The sequence below is a fragment of the Ruegeria jejuensis genome (assembly GCF_041537905.1).
Lineage (GTDB): Bacteria > Pseudomonadota > Alphaproteobacteria > Rhodobacterales > Rhodobacteraceae > Ruegeria_C.
Genome location: NZ_JBGRUO010000042.1, coordinates 1 through 18843 on the forward strand (window position 1 = coordinate 1; position 18843 = coordinate 18843).

Below are 18843 nucleotides of genomic sequence, written 5' to 3' on the forward strand. Positions count from 1 at the left end.
ACTAAATCGCTCCGCGATATGGGCTCTGTTTGGCGTGAGTTGTGCTTACGCGGGATATGTTTCGCGGTTTGTTGAGTTGGGAGTTTCCTGTTGATCGAGGTGATTTTGCCTCGATTGACAGAGGGTTTTCCCATGAACGTTCAGCATTCCACACCAACGACACCCCTTCGCGTGCGCATGATCGCCGATATGTCATCGCGCAATCTGGGACCGGCGTCTCAGGTTGGTCACTTGCGGGCCTGCAAGCGATTTGCGGCCTGGCTGGGGCGGTCGCCGGAGACGGCCACACCAGATGAAGTGCGCGCCTTCCAGCAGCATTTGATGGAGACCGGCACCAGCATCTGCACCCGCAATCGCACGATGACCGGGGTGAAGTTTCTGTTCCGGGTCACACTGCGGCGGCATGATCTTGTGTCGGAGATCTTCAGTTTGAAGGAGCCCGTCAAGGTCCCGTTGGTGCTGAGCCGCAACGAGGTCAGGCGTATCCTGGCCATGGCGCCGAGCTTGAAGGCGCGGGTGATGCTGTCGCTGGCCTATGGCTGCGGCATGCGCGCGGGCGAGGTCGTTCGGCTCAGGGTCGGTGATATCGACGGGGAACAGAAGATCATCCGCATCGTACAGTCCAAAGGCCGCAAGGATCGCAACGTGATGTTGCCCGGCGATATTCTTGGCCTTCTGCGCAACTGGTGGAAGGAACGTCCGACCAGTCAGGACCAAGGCGCGGCGGGACCTGACCGGGTGATCTTCCCCGGGTATAATGGCAAGCATCTGTCGCCACGCCAGATCTCGCGGCTGTTCAAGCAAGCCGCAAAGGCGGCGGCCATTACCAAGCCGGTCACGTTGCACACGCTCCGGCACAGTTTTGCGACGCACCTCCTTGAACGCGGTGTCGATATCAGGGTCATACAGGCACTCTTGGGCCATACCAAGCTGACCACGACGGCACGCTATGCCAGCGTTGCCACGGGCATGATCTCAGCAGTGGAGAGCCCCCTGGACAACCTGAGCCAGGTGGCCAAACGCAAAAAGGGCAAGAAAGGCGCTTCATAGCCCGCGTTGGCACGAGCAAAGCTGGAGGTTGCGGATATCTTCCGCGCCCACGGTGCTGCCTGGCGAGCGGCCAATGCCGGCCATGTCAGCCTCGACCAGTTGAAGGTGATGAGCGCGATCGAGCGCTGCCGCACGGCGGTGCTCGGCGGCCATGTTGCGCGATGTGAAGACTGCGTGCATGAACACATCGCCTATAATTCCTGCCGCAATCGCCATTGCCCCAAATGTCAGGCGGGTGCGGCAAAGGCCTGGCTGGCAGCGCGCGAGGCCGAACTGCTGCCCGTGCGGTATTTCCACCTGGTCTTCACCCTGCCGAAGCCGATCGCCGACATCGCGCGCACCAACAAGCGTGAACTCTACAACCTGCTGATGCGGGCGAGCGCGGACACGGTGATCAGGATCGCCGCCGACCCCAAGCACCTTGGCGCGCGCGTTGGGATCACATCCGTGCTCCATACCTGGGGCTCTGCGATGACGCACCACCCTCATGTCCACATGATCGTTCCAGGGGGTGGATTGTCGACCGATGGCAGCAGCTGGATCGCCTGCCGCAGGAACTTCTTTTTGTCCGTCCGGGTCCTGTCCCGGCTTTACCGGGGGCTCATCCTGGACAGGCTGGACAAGTTGCACGGGGCCGGGAAGCTGCAGTTCTTCGGCAACCATGCCGAGCTTAACAATCCTGCCGCCTTCAACGCATTCCTGCAGCCGCTGCGCAAAATCGACTGGGTCGTCTACGCCAAAGAACCCTTCGCCGGACCAAAGGCCGTGCTAGCCTACCTGTCTCGCTACACGCACCGCGTCGCCATCTCAAACAGCCGCCTGATCCGGTTCGATGCCGACAGCGTGACCTTTAAGGTCAAGAACTACCGCGCAAAAGGTTCGGGCCGGCACACCACCATGACCCTGGCGACCGACGAGTTCATCCGCCGGTTCCTCATCCATGTGCTGCCCAAGGGCCAGCACCGCATCCGCCACTACGGTTTCTACGGAAATGGCAACCGCGCCGCCAATATCACTAGGATCTGGGGCCTGCTCGGGGCCAGAACGCCAAGTCGGGAAGACGCCGGTGATGCAAGTGAATGCGACATCGATCAGCCCCCCAGGGTCCTCGCACTGCCCTGTCCATGCTGTGGCGGGCAACTGATCATCGTCGAGGCAATCGCGCCAGCCCAGCACCCCAGAGCGCCGCCAAAACCAAAAAAGGCCGCCGCATGAAACGCGCGCGCAACTTGTTTATAGACACCTTCAGCCGCAGCCGAGCTCAACTGCGCACCCATCGTCATGCACTGATCGGATTATCGACGCGGCACAGGCCGGCGAAAGAGACAAAACAACACGCATATCGCCCAAATGCTGGTAAGGGAAACCTGACAGAAACCCTTCAACGGGTAGGCCAGATCAGACCCCAGGCAAGCCCTTCGTACAAATCCCCATAGCACAGCCGACCCAAAAGAACTAACCCCGCGATTTCCCGCCTGAGCGCTTCTCTGACGCCGGGAAACCCATCGCGCAACTCCCCCGCCAGCATGCGGCGTCCGAGAAACCTGCATCACAGCCGACCTCGGAGGCGTTGCAGCATTGCCCCGTGTTAGTCATCGATCTAACTGCTCGGGTGGACCAGAAGAGACACTTAACAACAAATCCGTCGTGACGGTGCGGTCTCACAGAAGCGGAGTTTGGTATGGTGGAGGGGAGCCCCACACCCCTCAATTGTCTGCATGCGGAGGGCTTCCCGGTGCTCGGTAGCGATCCAAAGGGCTGCGTTTGGCATCACTTCCGTAATAATGCCCGCTACCCTCCGGCTTTCCAAACAAAAGGAAAATCGCCGAGTTGGCGCCATCTCGCGGGGATTTCATGCCCAACTCCTCAGGAGGTTTTCCCCTGCCTTCAATATATCGACGGGTCAGGTCCGTCGCGATGAAACCGGGCGTGCAGGCATTGATGACAAACTGAGGGTACTCCCGCGCCAGGTGGAGTGTATAGGCGTTGGCGCAGGCCTTTGACAATCCATAGGCCGAGCCGTCGCCTAATCCTCGAGATGAGAACGCATCCGCATCATTGGCGATGGCAATGCACTCTTCCATCAGCCTCTCGATCTCGTCCCAAGTCACGTCCGGGCGCGTGAAGAAGGTTTGTTGTTCCCGGCTACATGTGGCCACAAAGTTCGGGCCAGCAGCGGACGTAACATTCACGATCCGACCGCCATCAGCGAGACGTGGAATGAATGTGGTGCATACCCGCTGGACACCCCGTGTGTTCACGTTGAGCACATTACCCAGATCGTTGGAGCCAAAGCCGATGCCTGCGTTGTTGACGATGCCATAGAGCTTCTCGCTGCCACATGCCTCTCGCACCTTCTGTGCCGCTCGACCAACAGATTCATCGCTCGCTACGTCGAGCTCGACGGCTTGGACCCGGCCGCTTCGACCCGCCCCGCCCTGCCGAAGACTTTCAACAGCGGCCGCACCTCGATCGGGATCCCTTGAGCCGAGGAACACGAACGTGTCATCGGCCTCTTCGAGAATCCGTTCAGCGATGGCAAACCCAATGCCCTTGTTTGCCCCGGTCACCAGAAAATTCCTCTTGACCATTCTTCATCAGCTCCCCATGTCAAGTTCCGGTAGACTTTCCAACCTGCCGCCACGCATCCTTTTTTCGCAGACCCATTTGGGCGGTTCCTGACGATTCTCCAGCAGGCAATGAAAAGATAGTAGTTGCAGAGACAACTCCATAGCCCGAAGCTGCTCCCTCATTCATCTTCCTTGGACGGCCCTGAGCGGATGAGGTGGATGGCTCCTGCTGCACCGGCATCGAACGTGCCAAAGTGCAGTTGTCATCGACTGCTAGGGAAGGAGCCACCCAATGACAGTAAAGACTGTGGGCCTGGATTTGGCCAAGGACGTTTTTCAGGTGCACTGTGTTTCAGCCACGGGGCGTCGGATCATCAACAAGAAGATCAAACGCGCGAAGCTGATCGCCTTCTTCGAGACATTGCCGCGCTGTGTGGTTGGTATGGAGGCCTGCGGGTCATCCCATCACTGGGGACGCAAGTTGCGTGAGCTCGGCCATGACGTTCGGCTCATGCCAGCAGCCTACGTCAAACCTTACGTGAAGCGCGGCAAGACCGATGCAGCCGATGCCGAAGCGATCTGCGAGGCAGTGCGTCGCCCGACCATGCGTTTCGTCGAGATCAAATCGGAAGACCAGCAGGCGGTCCTTGCTATTCATCGGGCGCGCGATCTTGTCGTCCGGCAACGTACCCAGGTCGTAAACATGATCCGCAGTATCCTTCGTGAGTTTGGTCACATCCTACCGACGGGTATAGAAGCTGTGTCCAAGTTCGCGCGAGAGCACGGCACCGAAGACCAGTTGGAAATGCCCGAGATCGCGGGCGGCATTCTTGGTGTGATGTGTCATCAACTGAACGGGCTCAATGTGCGGGTTGATGGGCTGACCAAACTGATCGAACAACATGCATGGCTGGAAGCCGATGCACGTAGGTTGATGCGCATGCCGGGGATCGGACCGATCACCGCGTCGGCCGTTGTTGCCACCATTGGCGATGCAAAACAGTTCGAGACTGGCCGCGATTTAGCCGCCTGGTTGGGCCTGACACCGCTGAACAAATCCAGCGGCGGTCGAGAGCGCCTCGGGCGGATCACGAAGAAGGGTGACCGATACATCCGAAAACTGCTGATCATCGGAATGACGTCGCGCGCGCTCATGGCCAAGAACAGCCCAGAGAAAGCCGACACCTGGACTGCAAAGCTTCTAGACGAAAAGCCCTTCCGGCTGGCGACAGTCACCATGGCCAACAAATCCGCTCGGATCATCTGGGCGCTACTGACGAAACAGGAGGAATACCGGCAGCCGATCGCTTGATCCTGCCGAGAGATGCAAGACGATTGATGTGATGATGCGAAACGAAGTCAACCAAGAGTAAGGACACTCCGACGAATGTCGCGGCCCCCGAGGTCGTTTAGCCGATAGGAACCTTGCTCGCGGAACTCATCAGGGCCAGTGGCAACCGCCACGCAAACAGGCCGGACACACGACTGTACTGACAGACCATCGCAGTCTCAGAAATCTCTTGTAATGCAGGAGCCATCCACACAGGACACTGGCCAGTACTCGAGCCGCTGCGTTGCAGCATTACCAAAGCGGACATCGCATCGAGTTATGTCAGCGAGATGGGCGCGAAGATGCCTGTTTCGGCCTGCAGCGACAGGAGGATCACCATGCCATCGGGGTAAGGAACCCGATGGCAAGCCAGAGGAGGAGCGGCACAGCGGCGAGCGATCCCCACATTCCGCCGCGCTTCCTAGCGCCGACGCCAACGATCCTCGGGGCGGCTGACGCAGGCAACGCTTCACTCAGCGGGCGATCTCGCGGTTGTAGCGTGAGGCCCATTCAGGCTGCATCTTGATGATGTGGTCCCAGTCGAAGTCTATGAGCCGGGCCACCTCCTCTTCGCCGTAGATCACCTTTTCGGCGAGCGCGCCGGGAAGCTCCAGCGACTTGATGGTCGGCCCGTAATAGATCTCTTCAGCGTAGGCCAACTGGCATTCGGGAGAAAGATGGAGCGACACCCACTCCTCCGCGAGCGCCTGGTTCCGGGTGCCTTCCGTGATGCAGGCCACGTTCAGCGCCACCGGCATCCCCTCGGTGGGGTTAGACACGATGATGTCGGGGTTCACGGTGTCGGCGAACTTCTGGGTGAAGGAGCCGAAGTCGACGCTCGCCGCCGCCGCGCCAGCTTCGAACATGCCGCAAGCTGGGACTGGCGCGACTGGAACGCAGTGAACGATTTTCAGCTCCGCGATCGCCTCGAAACCCGGGTCAATGTTGAACTCGTCGCCGCCGTGGGTGCGGGCGGCCATCAGGAGCGCCGCCGTGCCCTGCGCGCCCGGATAGCTCGGCCATGCGAGCTTGCCGGCAAGGTCCGGCCGCCAGAGATCGAGCCATGACGTGATGGGCGCATCCACCATCGTCTGATTGTAGACTGGCGTCACGGAATTGAACGCGACGCCATAGCCGCCCTTCTTGGCGAGTTCGTAGAGGTCGTCGAACCCGGCGACCTCGGGCTTCGGCGCCTGGGTGACACCGTCGGTCACCGCCCGACGCGACTCAAAGATGTTGAGGTAAATGACATCGAAGGACGGTTGGCCGCGCTCGGCATAGGCGCGCGCCCAGCGCTCCACCGTACCGCCGAGGACGTACTCGATCTCGACGCCGTATTTCTCGACGAGCGGCTCGGCGATGAACTTCTTGGTGATGCGCTCTTGGGCGCCGCCCCAGATGCCGACGACCAGTTTGTCGCCTGCCTTGATCTCGGCACGCGCGGGGCCGCTGATGATGGCCGGGGCCGCGAGCACCGATACGCCCGCGAGAGTTCCGGCGGTAAAGGTGCGCCGGGTGAGGCCGGGTCGTCGATGGCTGCTCTCTGGGTCTATTGGCATGATATACCTCGCATTTACTGTGCTGCTGACACCTTAGCAGAGAATGAGCGAGGCGTTGTCGCACCGTGCTCCTGCAACACACTATTCTACTAGCGCGTGACTCGCTCAGTATGGCGCATATCCTGCGGCATTGAAATAATTCTGAGCGTGATTGGGCGTCACGAAGTCGACAACCTCACCGATGCGATGCCAGAGACCGTCGACGGTGCGTTCTGCGGCATTTCTCAGGTGCGACTGGCTCGAGCGGTGTAAAAATCTTCAGTGTGTTGGGCCGGAGTAAGCTACGGGGCTGTGATGGAATGGACATCCCCTGATCTCTCATCTGTTAGGTCTTGGAGATGGAAGCCATCAGGAGGTTAGCAAAATGGCGGACTTAGACCTTGTCGGCATAGACCTGGCGAAGAATGTGTTTCAACTTCATGGATGCAGCTCCGCGGGCGAGGTGGTTTTTCGCAAACGGCTCAGGCGCAACAAACTTCTGTCTTTCGTTGGCAAACTGCCAGCGTGCACCATTGCGATGGAGGCCTGTTCCGGAAGCCATTATTGGGGGCGAGAGTTTGAGGCACTGGGCCATACCGTGCGTTTGATCGCACCGAACTATGTCAAACCTTTTGTGAAACGCAGTAAGAGCGATGCGATCGACGCGGAAGCCATTTGCGAGGCAGCCCTGCGACCAACGATGCGGTTTGTGCAGGTCCGTAGCGAAGACAATCAGGCTGCGGCCCTGGCTTTCAAAGCGCGGGATCTGTTGGTCCGGCAACGCACGCAGATCATCAATGCCTTGCGGGGCCACCTATCAGAGTTCGGTTTTGTGGTTGCGAAAGGCCCAACGCATGTCCGTAAACTTGTTTCTGCGGTTGAAGACGGCACCATTGAACTGCCGGAAATGTCCCGCCCTCTCCTGAGCATGTTCGTCGATACGCTTGATGCTTTGAATGGCCGTATCAGGCAGTTGGAGGCGCAAATTGCACAGCGTGCCAAGGAAGATGAAACATGCCGGAGGTTGACCGCGATACCAGGCGTTGGCCCGATTATCGCGACAGCGCTTGCTGCCCTCGCGCCACCTCCTTCGACATTCAGACGGGGCCGCGATTTTGCAGCATGGGTAGGCCTAACCCCACTCCAGCACTCGACTGGCGGCAAACAGCGCCTGGGGCGCACATCAAAGATGGGAAACCGGACGTTGCGACGCCTCCTTATTATTGGTGCCAGCGCCGTGGTTAGATGGGCCGAGCAAAAAGGAGCCGCCCCGGGTTCCTGGCTCGCAAGGATGCTGGCGCGCAAGCGCCACCGGTTTCCGCCTCAACTCATCGTGCACACGGTATGATTAGACAACACCTTCAAAGCCGTCCGTCAGATCAAGTTTGAAGTTTGACAGCTTATTGCTCAGTTTTCGGGCGCAGTTCGTTGGCGAGCTCTTCAGCCAAATCCTTCACTTTCACCCCGTCGATCGTAAGAGTGTTCTCGACTTCGCCTTCTTCGACATCAGACATTTGACTGTCTTCGTAGTCGTCTTCGTCGTCATTCCTCACGCCGCTGTAGGCTTGAGGCTTGGAGGATTTCCCTTCTGCAATAAGACTGAGCATGGTCTCAACGATGGCCTCTATGTCGTTTAGCGACAAATCACGGATTGTCGGCATGTCGTTGTCGAAAAAGAAGAAAAAATCCATGATCTGGCGCTTCACGTACAGAATTTTGTTCTTGGGGAAACCGCTCTTTTTCTCCAGATCGTTGGCGACGGCCTTCGTGTCAAAAAGTCCTATCAGGTTCTTATTGATCACCTCCTCCACGCGTTCGTCGTACTCATCTTTGCATTCCTGCGCCGTCCATTCATCTTCTTGGTGGGCAAGAGCCAACATCCGTAGAACCTGTTCCTCGCTATAGAAAAACCGGGTTCCAATCTTTGTCCCCACTTCGATATCGTCGCGCGACAGCCCCATCGACGTCCATTCGTCAATTGTGATCGCCATCAGATCCTGATTTAGAAGATTGCTAAGACGAGCATAGCACCCCGCCTCATCGTGACCACCGGGGACGCCATCAAAACTGCGACCAATCGGATTGTTGTTGCAGACCGCCATGGCCAGTTCCGCGATCTCGGACAGGTCTGCTGGGTCAACCACGGCATTATCGTCACCGATCAAAAGCCGACGAGGGCGTGGGATCTTTTCCTCTTGCTCCTTGTCGCCCAATCCACAGATCTCGGTGAGTTCCGCGAGTTTCTCCCGAGCACGCTCGCGATACTGTTCGGGCAGAGGCGTTTCGTCATCTTGCTCCATGACATCGGCGAACAAGTCGTCGACAAGATCCTGTTCGAAATGTGAGATCAGGCGCTTTACCGCTGCCAGCAACTCCGCCTTGGTCGGTAGTCGTTTCTTTTGCGGACTATTCTGGTCTGACACCAGCAGCGCGCCCTCAAGACCACGGCCCATCATCTTCATGCTGACTGTGTGGTCACCTTCGGACCCGCCTTGTGTCTTCACCTTGGGACGACCGGAAAATGTCAGCGCATGACCGCCATCTTCATCTTCGATGATTTCGCAAACAACATCCGCTGCGCCAAAACGATCATCAATTTTGGTCGCATGGGGGAAAGGTGTTAGCGTCTCGGTGACGTTAATCATTTCTCGCGCCGTCTCATCCAGAATGTCGTCAGCTAGACCAATCTGCTGCAAAAGGTGCCGTGCGATCTCGAAGCCGACCGAGGGCAATTGGACCGGCTCGATGTCGCGCATCTCATCGTCCCGAGCCTTATCCTCATCCTGGTCAACCACCAGTTTCTCGAGGTAGGGCATCTCCGCCGCGAAAAGGCGCGGGTTGGTTTGCCGCAAGTTCATCAGATAGGTCTCGATCTGCATCTGAGCCAAATTCAGGCAGGCGGCCTTGGCGTCGTCCTCCGATATGCCATTGGCCTTGGCAAGCTGCTCTCGCGCATTCGTCAGGCGCATCAGGCTGCCATCATCCAAAAGCCCTGAAACCAGTTCTAGGAAGTCTTTGCGAACCTCTTTGTCGAACGCCTCCTGAGTACCCTTATCCAGGTCAGGCTCTCCATAGCAGTAAATCAGCGCGGCTTTGAAATCGAAGGGCTGGCCATTTTCGTCCAGGAGTTCACCCCCCAAGGCGGCTTCGAACTCGTTTAGCTGGTCGCGGCACGCCCCTTCACCATGACCTTCTGTGTTCTTCGGGCTTGCGCCTTTGTTCATGTCGCTGGCGAGGGACGCACCCGGCAGTGTTTCTCTGACTTCAAGATAGAAACGAATGGCGCTGTCCAACGTCAATGGCTCCAGATTTTTCTTAGACGACATTCGCTCAACCTCGCTCCGCAGCGCAGGGTCCACCAGCGCGCCGAATGTCGGGTCGGAAAACGCGGGGTACTTCAGAAGGTTCTTGAAGAGTACGGCCATGTTTTCTTTCGCCTTGCCCACTTCAAGATTGCAGCAAGCGGTCTGTATCGCCTCGGTACACATCAAAAAAGCAGAACTGTGCTGACCGTTTTTTCCACCATGTTTCGGGGCCGGCCGCCCATTGAGACGCACGCCTTTCACGAGCAGTGGATCGCCTTCGTATACGGATCTGACTCCCGCCTTGGTCACGACGTTGTCTATTCCGCCAACACCAGGAACATCGATGTCATGCCAGAAGCAATCAAGCTCGGATCGTAAACAGGCAGCCAACATCAGCGGGTTCATTTCTTTCAGTTCTTCATCTTCAAGCTGACTCAACCGGTGACAGGCAACGGCGGCCGGTTCCCGACCCAGCGGCCTGTTTTGTGTCCGGTTGTCCGCGGACGTGGCAAGGGAAGCCAAATAGGTCTTAATATTTTCATCAAGCACACCCACCTCAGACAGAAGATTCTCGACCTCCGCATCCGTGATTTCAGGTTTCGGAAGAACTCCGTTTTTGAATTCTTTCTTCGCGTTGCCATCCTTCTTTTTCTTGGGAACGTTGCCTTGGCCTTCTTCGTCCCACTCGAAATCGCCTTCGTAGTCTTCGGACCCGACCTTCCGCTTCTTCTTGGATGTTACTTCTTCGTCGCTCTGATCGACCTCCTCATTGGAAGGCTTTTCGGAGCCACCCCCATTTTTGCCACCACCGAGCAGTTGCAACATCATCGTGATCGTCGCCTCTTTGGTAATGCCGTTGGCTGCCAGGGTGTCGTTTAGCTTGATGTCGTGACCTCCCGCCTTAGCGCGAAATTCAAGATCAGCAGGAGCTCCGATTTTCTTAAGGATCGCGCCCATCAATTTACCCGCGTTGGTTGTCAGGGGGATTTGGACCGTGTGCAATTTCCCAGTGGGATCAACGACAAAAATCTGCGTCCTCTGAACCTCCTTCGGCCGCATATCCTCCGACGAGGGTTTCAATACAGCCTGCATCAACCGAACCACGCTCTGAGCATTTCCTGCTGCCAGATCCGCCTTCAACCGAGTGATAATCGGATCTCGTTTCGGTGAGTTTTTGAGCGCCATCAGGATGTCGGGCATTCGCTCTGCCAGCGCTCGCTTGACCGCAATTAGCTCAATCGTTTCGCTCGCACCATCGGATTGACTCTGTGCGTCCGCCGCAAGCTTTGGCAGCTCTGCATCACTATCCTCGATTATGGCACCGGTGATGTCCAACAAGACAACCTTCAACTTAAGTCCGATGGAGTGCAGGAATTTCTTTGTTGCCTTGGCCAAGCCCGGCGGTGGATCCTCTAAACAGGTCAGGGCAACCACCGCACCTTCGGTCTGAAAGGTTCCGAACGCGACTTTTTGGGTTTCGCCTTCTTTCTTCGCCAATCGAACCAGCGCCTCAGGCGGTTGTTTCCGGTCCGTTTTGAAAACGGTCGCGGTCGCGGCTTTGCCCAGACAAATTGCGAAATTGAAAGGTTGCTTTCGCGATAGAGAAATCGAAGATTTCAGCTCATCAAGTGCTTTTCCGGTGCTCATATCGACCCCTGTCAATTTCGCCTGGAAAACGGGTAACTGCCGGTTCCGGCTGTTCGCCTATTAAACCGGGTTGGGATTGAACCCACCGCCGGAATTGTCTCACAATCCGGCCATTTCGACAACTTTAGATGGTGGTGGAAGGTCGGATCTGTTGCGAAGTTTTTACTGGCGACAGCGATAGCATTTTACCGGCGGGCTAAGCGACCAGCTCTGCAAATTGCCGAAACGGACAGACTCCGGGAGTGATTTGACCTTTGCGGATCATGTGTGCCACTTCGATTCCGTCGAGGGTTGCCGCCGCTGAAGCAAACGCCTTGAACCCTAGCATTGGCCGGATGCGTCTCTTGATGAAACGATGGTCCTGTTCCACGATGTTGTTCAGGTGTTTCCGCCTCACCATCTCAATTGGTATCGGGCAGCCAAAGCCTTTCAGCATTTTGTTGATCGCCTTGATACCAGCTGTGTTGGCGCCACTTTTGTCGATGACGATCTTACGTGGAAGGCCGTTGACCTCCAGCATTCGAGCAAAGAATTTTGTGGCGGCAGGCTTGTTCCGACGGTGTGAAAGCATGAAATCGAGAGTTTTGCCGTGTTTGTCGACCGCTCGGTAGAGGTAAACCCATGATCCCTTTACTTTAATATACGTTTCATCCATTCGCCAGGAGCGGTCGCATGGGCCTTTGCGCCGGCGTGCTGTTTCAGCGATTGCGCAAGAGTATCGTGTCACCCAGCGGTTCAGTGTGGTGTGATCGACGGAAACACCTCGCTCTGCCATGATCTCTTCCAGATCGCGGTAGGACACGCCGTATCGAACGTAGAAGAATACTGCGAATAGGATCACATCTTTCGGATATTGTGCACCTTTGAAGGAAATCATGATCTGGCTTTCGACTTGATACGACCGACAGTCATTCACTCGTTAATTCCGAAAGCGTCAATGGCCGAAAGTTTGCAACAGAACCCATAGGCACGGCCCAGACCATCAACCGCGACGCGCGGATGTGCCTCCTGGTCACCCAGGCCAGTTGCAACAACGGTTTCCGGACCTGTCGCAATGCCATCATCATCGAAGCGTCTGCAGCGTATGGAGATACTGTCATTCGCCGACAACTCGGCCCAGGCACAAACAAAGCCACCAGTGCCCACAAGTCCAAGTGCCGGAGCCGCAGGTGTTCCAGTGTCCGACGTTGCAAGCGCCTGAAGTGGAATACGCGTCGTACCGTCTGCATTGTAGCCGCGCGCCATGATCCGGATTACGCCGTCTCTGGTCTCCTGCCAGGCCAACAAGAAACTTCCATCTGGTGAAACCGCAATATCGGGGTCACGGTTATTGGATGACGCATCGGAGCTTGCCCGGTGACCACCAAAGAGTTGCGTTCCATCGGCACGGAAGCCACGTCGGGATATGTGGCGCACGCCGCTCGACGTATTCTCCCAGGCCACCATCGCATTGCGCTGACCATCCAGACCCAGTGTAGGGCGGGACTGGTGGCCTCTTGTGCTGTGCAGCCTACGCTGCTGGCCGCCGCAATAACTGCCCCAAGCAGACAACCCTGCAAGCCAGATATCGGCTTCACCGTCATCGTCATCGTCGTCTTGCCAAGCGACGGCGTAATGCGGCGCACCATAGATCAGACAAACACCCAGCAGGTCCAGCGGGCTCAGCCCGTTGCGCTGGCCGATCTCTGCATCGGGGTCAATGGGTGTGATGGTGTCCTCATCATCATCGATGGCAAAGGCTCGCCGCCCGTAGTGCATGATCGAACCGTAATCATAGCCGGTGAGCACTCGTCCGGTACTGAAGTCGAAGTTGCTAGCTTCATCGGGTTCGATGTTGCCCCCTTGAATGGAAACAAACATGTTTCGGTCGGGTCTGGTATGTTCGTGCCGGAAACCTACTGCATGCCCAATTTCATGAATGATGTTTCCACGGTGGAAGCCATCAAGCACATCACAGCGCACCGCTTGCCCGCCAGGCTGGCGACCGATGGCTGAGCGGCAAAACCCTTCCGCCGGTTCGAAATGAACAAAGTCGGCATCGGCGGCTGTCATCGGTCGCAGTCGCATGATCGTGCGTGTGTTCCAGTGCTCAATCGCAGCCTCGACTTCGTCGCGCTGATCATCACTGAAGTCGTCGCTGATAGTGTAAGGGACAATACCGTCGGGCCAGACGGACCCAACCCGGTCTGTTGCAAAAGCCATGTTTCACCTCAAAAATTAATTCCGTAACAATATTCGGCGCTGGCGGTTAAGTGAGGACCGCCGGACACTATCGGACCAGCATACCACAGGTTGAGCAGTTAGACGCTATGCCTATACCGACGTCCGATCTGGCAAGGGTATGATTGGGTCAATGGATTAGAGGTACACTTGTTGTGATGACAGGGGATCACTCCCCTGTCTCAGTCTAGCGGAAAGCTCTAACCTCAAACGAGGACGTTTTCAGGGATCACAGCAATGACCAAACGCACATGTTCCAAAACTTCGATGACGGACACTTACCATTCCAATGATAACCTTACCAATATACCACTGAAAACAAAAAGGAAAATCGGTAGAGAGTCCCGCGATTTACGTGACCATGACAGCGGGGCTGGGGTCCTGGTGTTCGACAGCACTATTCCGACGACCTGCCGAATGTATTCCAGCCTTCGGGTTGGAAAAGTGGCATGCAGGCGTGTTGCGGCTGGAGAAGGTCCGCTTCAAGCGCGGCTACACCGACTTCGCCCCGGTAAAGACTGTCCCGACGAAGGGCGGAGGTGCGAACGCTGGCCGCGGCGCGGGCAGCCAACTCGCGCGTGCGGGCCAGCCAGGCCGGTTCCTCGGTGTGCTGGTAGATGCGCAAGAGCGCGTAGGCGCGGCCCCCCAGCCCGCAGCACAGGTCGCCCGTTTCGGCTGGCCAATCGAAAGCCGTCCACGCGGCCAAGGTTGCAAGATCGAGGAATGTGCTGTCGTCAAAAACCTCATGCGCGGCTGTCCAGAGGTGCACGAAACCCGCCGCGCCATTACACCAGCTTCCCGCCAGCGAATTGTCCGCCGCGGGCCGTCCCGCCTCGACAGGCCAGCGCAGCCCCCTGCCAAACGGACGGCCAAGATCGGCCAATTCGTCGAGCCGCGCGCACAGACCCGCAGGTGCGGTGCCTTCCATCGTCTGCGACCACAAAAGGATGGCGTAAAGCATTCCCGCCCAGCCGTGGGCCATGCCGATCGACCGGATGTCGTCGCTATCGCTGATCGCCGGCTGCTCGTCGATAAGCCGCCAGATATCCCCCTGAAGCGCATTCCCGACAGCGCGCAGTCGTCGTGTGTCGATCAGGTCGGGCTGCGCCGTCAGCGCCTGGAAAAGGATCGTAGTGCCGATCAGCAGACCTGCCTTGCCGAAGGCGACGTCGGTCTCGGCGCAATGCCGCTCGGCTGCAGCGACATAGGCGTCAAGCGCAGGCTGGCAAGTCCAAACGTCGCCCAGACCCAAAGCGACCAGCGCCCGGACGCAGTGCACCCCGCTGGCGGCGTGGTAAAGCGAATCCCTGCCGACGGTTTCGGGAACAATATCAAGTTCGTCGTTCCAGAAGGCTGCCCCGCCTTCCTCTGCCGCGGCCCCCGCCTGCGTCGCCCAGAGGTCAGCGAGGGGAAGCAGGCTGCTGTCATCGCGCGCCGCCGCGATCCGTAGCAGGGCATAGGCAAAACCCGCGCCACCGTTCATGCAAGAGGCCGTCGGTGCGGCAAGCCCGCCGGCGAAGAGGTCTCCCGGTACGGCAAGGCGGGAAAGCACGTCGTCAAGGACGGAATCTGCCGGTTTCGGGATGATTGGATGGCGATTGCCCGCGGCCAGCCCCTGTCGGTCCTGCGAGGCGGCCTGCAGGAAGGCGTCGAGGAAGTCCTGCGTCGTCGCGAACCGCTCTGAGGGTTTCTTGGACAGCGCCTGATTCAGGCAGCCCTCCACGGCGGGCAAGGGCATCGCGCCGTGGTGGGCAAAGCTAAGCGGTGGTTGTTCCAGCAGTGCCCCAAGCATCATTTCCTCTTCGAGGGGAAAGTCGATACATTGCTCACCCGTCAGCAGCAGATACAAAAGTGCGGCGATGGAATATTGTTCGCCAGCGACTGTCGGCGGGGAAAGCGGGCCACCGCCAAGCCGCGCCGCGGCGATTTCCGGCTCCATGAAAAAATCGATACCGCGCCGGGGAGTGTTTTCGGGGCGATGGCCGGGGTCGCAATCCACCCCAAGGCCGTAGTCGAGGATCGTGACGTTATTCTTGGAATCGACCAGCAGGTTACGCGGGTGGACGTCGCCGTGCAGCAGGCCCTGGCCGTGCAGATGGGCATAGGCCGCAAGCACGTTCACCGCGAGGTCAAGCAATGTCGCCCCCCGGTCACGGCCTGCCGACTGACGCGCATCCGAGCTGGCTTTCTGAATGTCGACGCCAAAGTGCCAGGTCAGGACAATGTACGCGCATTCGCCATGTTCACCCTGTCCCAGCAAATGGGGGTTCACGCCGCCATCCAGCCGTTTCAGGATCTCCGCCTCTCGCAGCAAGGATGCGTGCGACGGGCCAAGGGAAGGACGGGCAAACTTTAGGGCAACATGGTAAGCTGGGTCTTTTCTGGCCAGGTAAATCTCTGAATCGCTGACGGCATGCACCAGTTCCAAGATCTCATGGCCGTCGACGTGATCGCCGGGCGACAAAAGCGTGTCACCAGATGCCGCCAGTTCGGAATCTGCCGCGACAAGATATCCTTCGAGCATGAAGCCCCGAAGTACCGGAAAGGCGTCCTCAAGGGTCGCGCGCGGATCGATCTTCTCGGTCGAACTGAAGGCGATCACCGCATCGACAATCGTGCGAGGCGCCTTGAACTCTTCCAGAAGCCGGGCCGTCCCGGCGTCTATAACGCTTGAGACCGCACGCGATCTGGGGCGGGTCAGGGCGAAATCACCCTCTTGATGGTCGAATCGATCGCGCAGGTCCCGTGCCAGTTCCGTGACCGGCAGGATCAAGAGATCGGGGGGAAGGACATAGCGAACGTCTACGGTCATCGAACTCCCTCCAAACCGAGCACAGTGAGCCTTGTCATAGACCAAAGCGGTGCCGACATCGCCGTCCCTGCGGTCCTTGCCCATTCGGTTGGGTGCCGCTTCACGAACGCACGCCCCCCTTGGCCCAGTCACTTTCCGCCGGGGTCCAGGTGCCGCCGTCAATGCCGGACAGACGCAGGCGTTGCAGGGCGACCTGCCAAGGCTCGTAGCCTTCGACGCGCTGCTTGCGAGCCTCGCCAAGATACCGGCCCAGCCGCTCGGTCACGATCAGTCGCCAGCTCACCGCGTCGGTGGGGCGGTTGCCGATCAGAAGCGGGTCCACCCCCCACGAAAGCAGACCATCACCCGCGATGGTGGCGGTAAAGGGGACGCCATCGGCGGGACAACCCTGCAACCGATCCCTCAGATCGAAGGCCGCCTGTTGCAGGTCCTCAAGCGCATCGAAGTAAAGGATCAGCCTGTCGGCGCGGCACAGATCATAAAGTCGCCCGGCGATCTTGAACGCCTTGGCCGTGCGGGCCACCACGCCTGATCCGACGATCGCCGCAAGCGCTGACGCGATGTGATCAAGATCGGCACTTACATAAAGCTTGTAGATGCGGAGCAACTGTCCAAGTGTCCTGCGGGTGCCGCGCCTGCGCCAGGACCGCCAGCCTGACACCGCGCGCGCCTTGCTGCGGTCTTCCATCCATCCTGAATCCAGATCCCGCGATAGCGCCCCGCCGTTCTCCAACCCAAGTGCCACGGCGACGGCGGCAGTATCCGGCATTCGGCGCACCAGCGCCGGGCAATATGGCCTGCGCCCGTAAAGATAGAGCCGTGGGGCAAGCTGATTGTCCGGCAAGTCAAGCGACTGGGCATAGCGCATCGCCGCAATCGACAGCGCGCCGATCCGGCCCTCGCCGCCTGTCTGCCCTCCAGGTGACAACAGGCCCGCCGCCTCAGAGCCCGACACAAAACGCCCATCGTGTTCCACCTCCAGCACACGATCAAGCAATAGCCGCCCGATCACCGACCCAAGCTTGTCCCCAAGCTGTGCCCGAAGGTAGGTCGGCAAAGGCGCAGGCGTTCGCAGCACCATGACCAGCAGGGCCGTATCAGGCGAAACCGAACGCAGATCGTCATCCACATCCCCCGACCGGGGACGCAGAACACCAAAGAGGTTTTCCGGGCTTTCGCCGCCACGGATGACAGCGTATTCCGCCGCGTTCAGGCGTCCCCATTCGACGAGGTCATAGCGGGGGTTCGCGCGAAACGTGGCGGTGTCCAGCGGTACCGGATGCGGCAAATCAACCACGCAAGGCCCTGTCACTCTTCCTTCTCGGCAGAACGCGCCTGATACTCCTTCAACTGTCGCTCGGCCTCATCGACCTCCTTCAGCTGCGCTTCCAGTTGTGCCTTGAGATCCGGCAGTGCTTCGGCCGGGACGATGGAAAGGTTCGGCTGGGCCTGCGCGGCCAGGGTCCACGAGCACCCCACGTTGGTCTGAATGCAACTGGGCCAATAGCAAATCCAGCTTGCCCCGAAACAGACCGTGTAAACGTTATAGCATTGATTTCCTGGGAAAAATCCGATGGCCTGTTGTTGCATTTGCGGCTGCTGCGGTTCGCTTACCGTAACCGTGCCACATGGTATCTGGATACCAAGTCTGCGTGCTTCAAACATATTGACTTCCTTAAATATCAGTTGGTCAAAACTGCTCGCCTATAGTGACTTCCTTGATCCTGCCGTACCAATCAAACGCTGTTGACGTAGCATAATTATTGTTAATTTTCAACCAGAAGTTATCTGGAGGGCGATTCGCGCATACCGTTCCGGCCTCGGATCATGGGATTGCGACTCTAGGCTCCGGCAGATGCTTTGCCTCGGTTCGAAAACCCGCACCCGCCCCATCAGTCGTCGGGTTTTTGCCTACGCCCCCGGCCGTTGGCAGGGCTGCGCCCCTGTTCTTTGGTCAGGAACCGCCTTCATCTCCCAGGTTTTGGTGACAACGCGGGATATGCGACGGGGAAAATCTCTGCGACCGGTGGATTCCCCGAGGTTCGGTCCGGATATTTGCCCGCCAAACCATCGAACTGGCGTCGCGAGCGGATCCGGCCTTTGGCCATGTCCATACGCTATCTGGCGAATGGCCGGAATCGCCGTCGCGCGCGTCATGGAATTTCTTGCTTGTGCAGAAAATTTGCCGCTGCGAGCGCACGCAGCGAGATTTTGACACTTCCGCTAAGGGCTCACGCACTAAATCGCTCCGCGATATGGGCTCTGTTTGGCGTGAGTTGTGCTTACGCGGGATATGTTTCGCGGTTTGTTGAGTTGGGAGTTTCCTGTTGATCGAGGTGATTTTGCCTCGATTGACAGAGGGTTTTCCCAT

Annotated in this window: 11 protein-coding genes and 1 pseudogene; 4 read left to right on the forward strand and 8 right to left on the reverse strand. The window is 58.3% G+C overall.

Features of this window, described 5'->3' with window-relative positions; all coding sequences use genetic code 11:
* Positions 1–132: 132 nt before the first annotated feature.
* Together AB1E34_RS25385 and AB1E34_RS25390 are read left to right on the forward strand one after the other, a co-directional pair.
* Positions 133–1050, forward strand: a complete 918-nt coding sequence (locus AB1E34_RS25385) for a tyrosine-type recombinase/integrase (RefSeq protein WP_372575083.1) — start codon at positions 133–135, stop codon at positions 1048–1050.
* 6 nt (positions 1051–1056) lie between these two features.
* Positions 1057–2265: an IS91 family transposase gene (locus AB1E34_RS25390; protein ID WP_372575084.1), complete on the forward strand. Its 1209-nt coding sequence runs from the start codon at positions 1057–1059 to the stop codon at positions 2263–2265.
* A 491-nt stretch (positions 2266–2756) separates the two neighbouring features.
* On the opposite strand, the gene AB1E34_RS25395 is transcribed toward AB1E34_RS25390, so the two are convergent.
* Positions 2757–3641 carry an SDR family NAD(P)-dependent oxidoreductase gene (locus AB1E34_RS25395; protein WP_372575085.1) on the reverse strand — a complete coding sequence of 295 codons (885 nt, stop codon included), beginning with the start codon at positions 3639–3641 and terminating at the stop codon, positions 2757–2759.
* Positions 3642–3912: 271 nt separating this feature from the next.
* Here AB1E34_RS25395 and AB1E34_RS25400 point away from each other — a divergent pair, with 271 nt between their 5' ends.
* Entirely contained in the window at positions 3913–4932 is a 1020-nt protein-coding gene (locus AB1E34_RS25400; protein WP_372575086.1) for an IS110 family RNA-guided transposase, read from the forward strand.
* Positions 4933–5423: 491 nt separating this feature from the next.
* Here AB1E34_RS25400 and AB1E34_RS25405 read toward each other — a convergent pair whose 3' ends face one another.
* A complete protein-coding gene (locus AB1E34_RS25405) occupies positions 5424–6509 on the reverse strand; it encodes an extracellular solute-binding protein (protein WP_306203557.1) in 1086 nt (361 codons plus the stop codon).
* Positions 6510–6873: 364 nt separating this feature from the next.
* Between AB1E34_RS25405 and AB1E34_RS25410 the strand changes: the two are divergent.
* A pseudogene (locus AB1E34_RS25410) lies at positions 6874–7794 on the forward strand (IS110 family RNA-guided transposase); the annotation flags it as partial.
* Between the two features lie 94 nt (positions 7795–7888).
* On the opposite strand, the gene AB1E34_RS25415 reads toward AB1E34_RS25410, so the two are convergent.
* From AB1E34_RS25415 to AB1E34_RS25440, 6 genes are all read right to left on the reverse strand, one after another.
* Positions 7889–11440: a ubiquitin family protein gene (locus AB1E34_RS25415; protein WP_372575087.1), complete on the reverse strand. Its 3552-nt coding sequence runs from the start codon at positions 11438–11440 to the stop codon at positions 7889–7891.
* 196 nt (positions 11441–11636) lie between these two features.
* Positions 11637–12317, reverse strand: coding sequence for an IS6 family transposase (locus AB1E34_RS25420; RefSeq protein WP_372575088.1), 681 nt, complete (start codon positions 12315–12317; stop codon positions 11637–11639).
* Between the two features lie 35 nt (positions 12318–12352).
* Positions 12353–13642 carry a M12 family metallopeptidase gene (locus AB1E34_RS25425; RefSeq protein WP_372575089.1) on the reverse strand — a complete coding sequence of 430 codons (1290 nt, stop codon included), beginning with the start codon at positions 13640–13642 and terminating at the stop codon, positions 12353–12355.
* A 415-nt stretch (positions 13643–14057) separates the two neighbouring features.
* Positions 14058–16472: a lanthionine synthetase LanC family protein gene (locus tag AB1E34_RS25430; protein ID WP_372575090.1), complete on the reverse strand. Its 2415-nt coding sequence runs from the start codon at positions 16470–16472 to the stop codon at positions 14058–14060.
* Positions 16473–16572: 100 nt separating this feature from the next.
* Entirely contained in the window at positions 16573–17784 is a 1212-nt protein-coding gene (locus AB1E34_RS25435; RefSeq protein ID WP_372575091.1) for a hypothetical protein, read from the reverse strand.
* On the reverse strand, positions 17781–18137 hold the full coding sequence (locus tag AB1E34_RS25440; RefSeq protein ID WP_372575092.1) for a hypothetical protein: 357 nt from the start codon (positions 18135–18137) through the stop codon (positions 17781–17783). Before AB1E34_RS25440 ends, AB1E34_RS25435 begins: the two co-directional genes overlap by 4 nt.
* Positions 18138–18843: the final 706 nt, after the last annotated feature.

Coding starts and splice junctions, on each gene's coding strand:
- AB1E34_RS25385 (WP_372575083.1), top strand. CDS start 133: ATGAACGTTCAGCATTCCACACCAACGACACCCCTTCGCGTGCGCATG.
- AB1E34_RS25395 (WP_372575085.1), bottom strand. CDS start 3,641: ATGGTCAAGAGGAATTTTCTGGTGACCGGGGCAAACAAGGGCATTGGG.
- AB1E34_RS25400 (WP_372575086.1), top strand. CDS start 3,913: ATGACAGTAAAGACTGTGGGCCTGGATTTGGCCAAGGACGTTTTTCAG.
- AB1E34_RS25405 (WP_306203557.1), bottom strand. CDS start 6,509: ATGCCAATAGACCCAGAGAGCAGCCATCGACGACCCGGCCTCACCCGG.
- AB1E34_RS25415 (WP_372575087.1), bottom strand. CDS start 11,440: ATGAGCACCGGAAAAGCACTTGATGAGCTGAAATCTTCGATTTCTCTA.
- AB1E34_RS25420 (WP_372575088.1), bottom strand. CDS start 12,317: ATGATTTCCTTCAAAGGTGCACAATATCCGAAAGATGTGATCCTATTC.
- AB1E34_RS25425 (WP_372575089.1), bottom strand. CDS start 13,642: ATGGCTTTTGCAACAGACCGGGTTGGGTCCGTCTGGCCCGACGGTATT.
- AB1E34_RS25430 (WP_372575090.1), bottom strand. CDS start 16,472: ATGACCGTAGACGTTCGCTATGTCCTTCCCCCCGATCTCTTGATCCTG.
- AB1E34_RS25440 (WP_372575092.1), bottom strand. CDS start 18,137: ATGTTTGAAGCACGCAGACTTGGTATCCAGATACCATGTGGCACGGTT.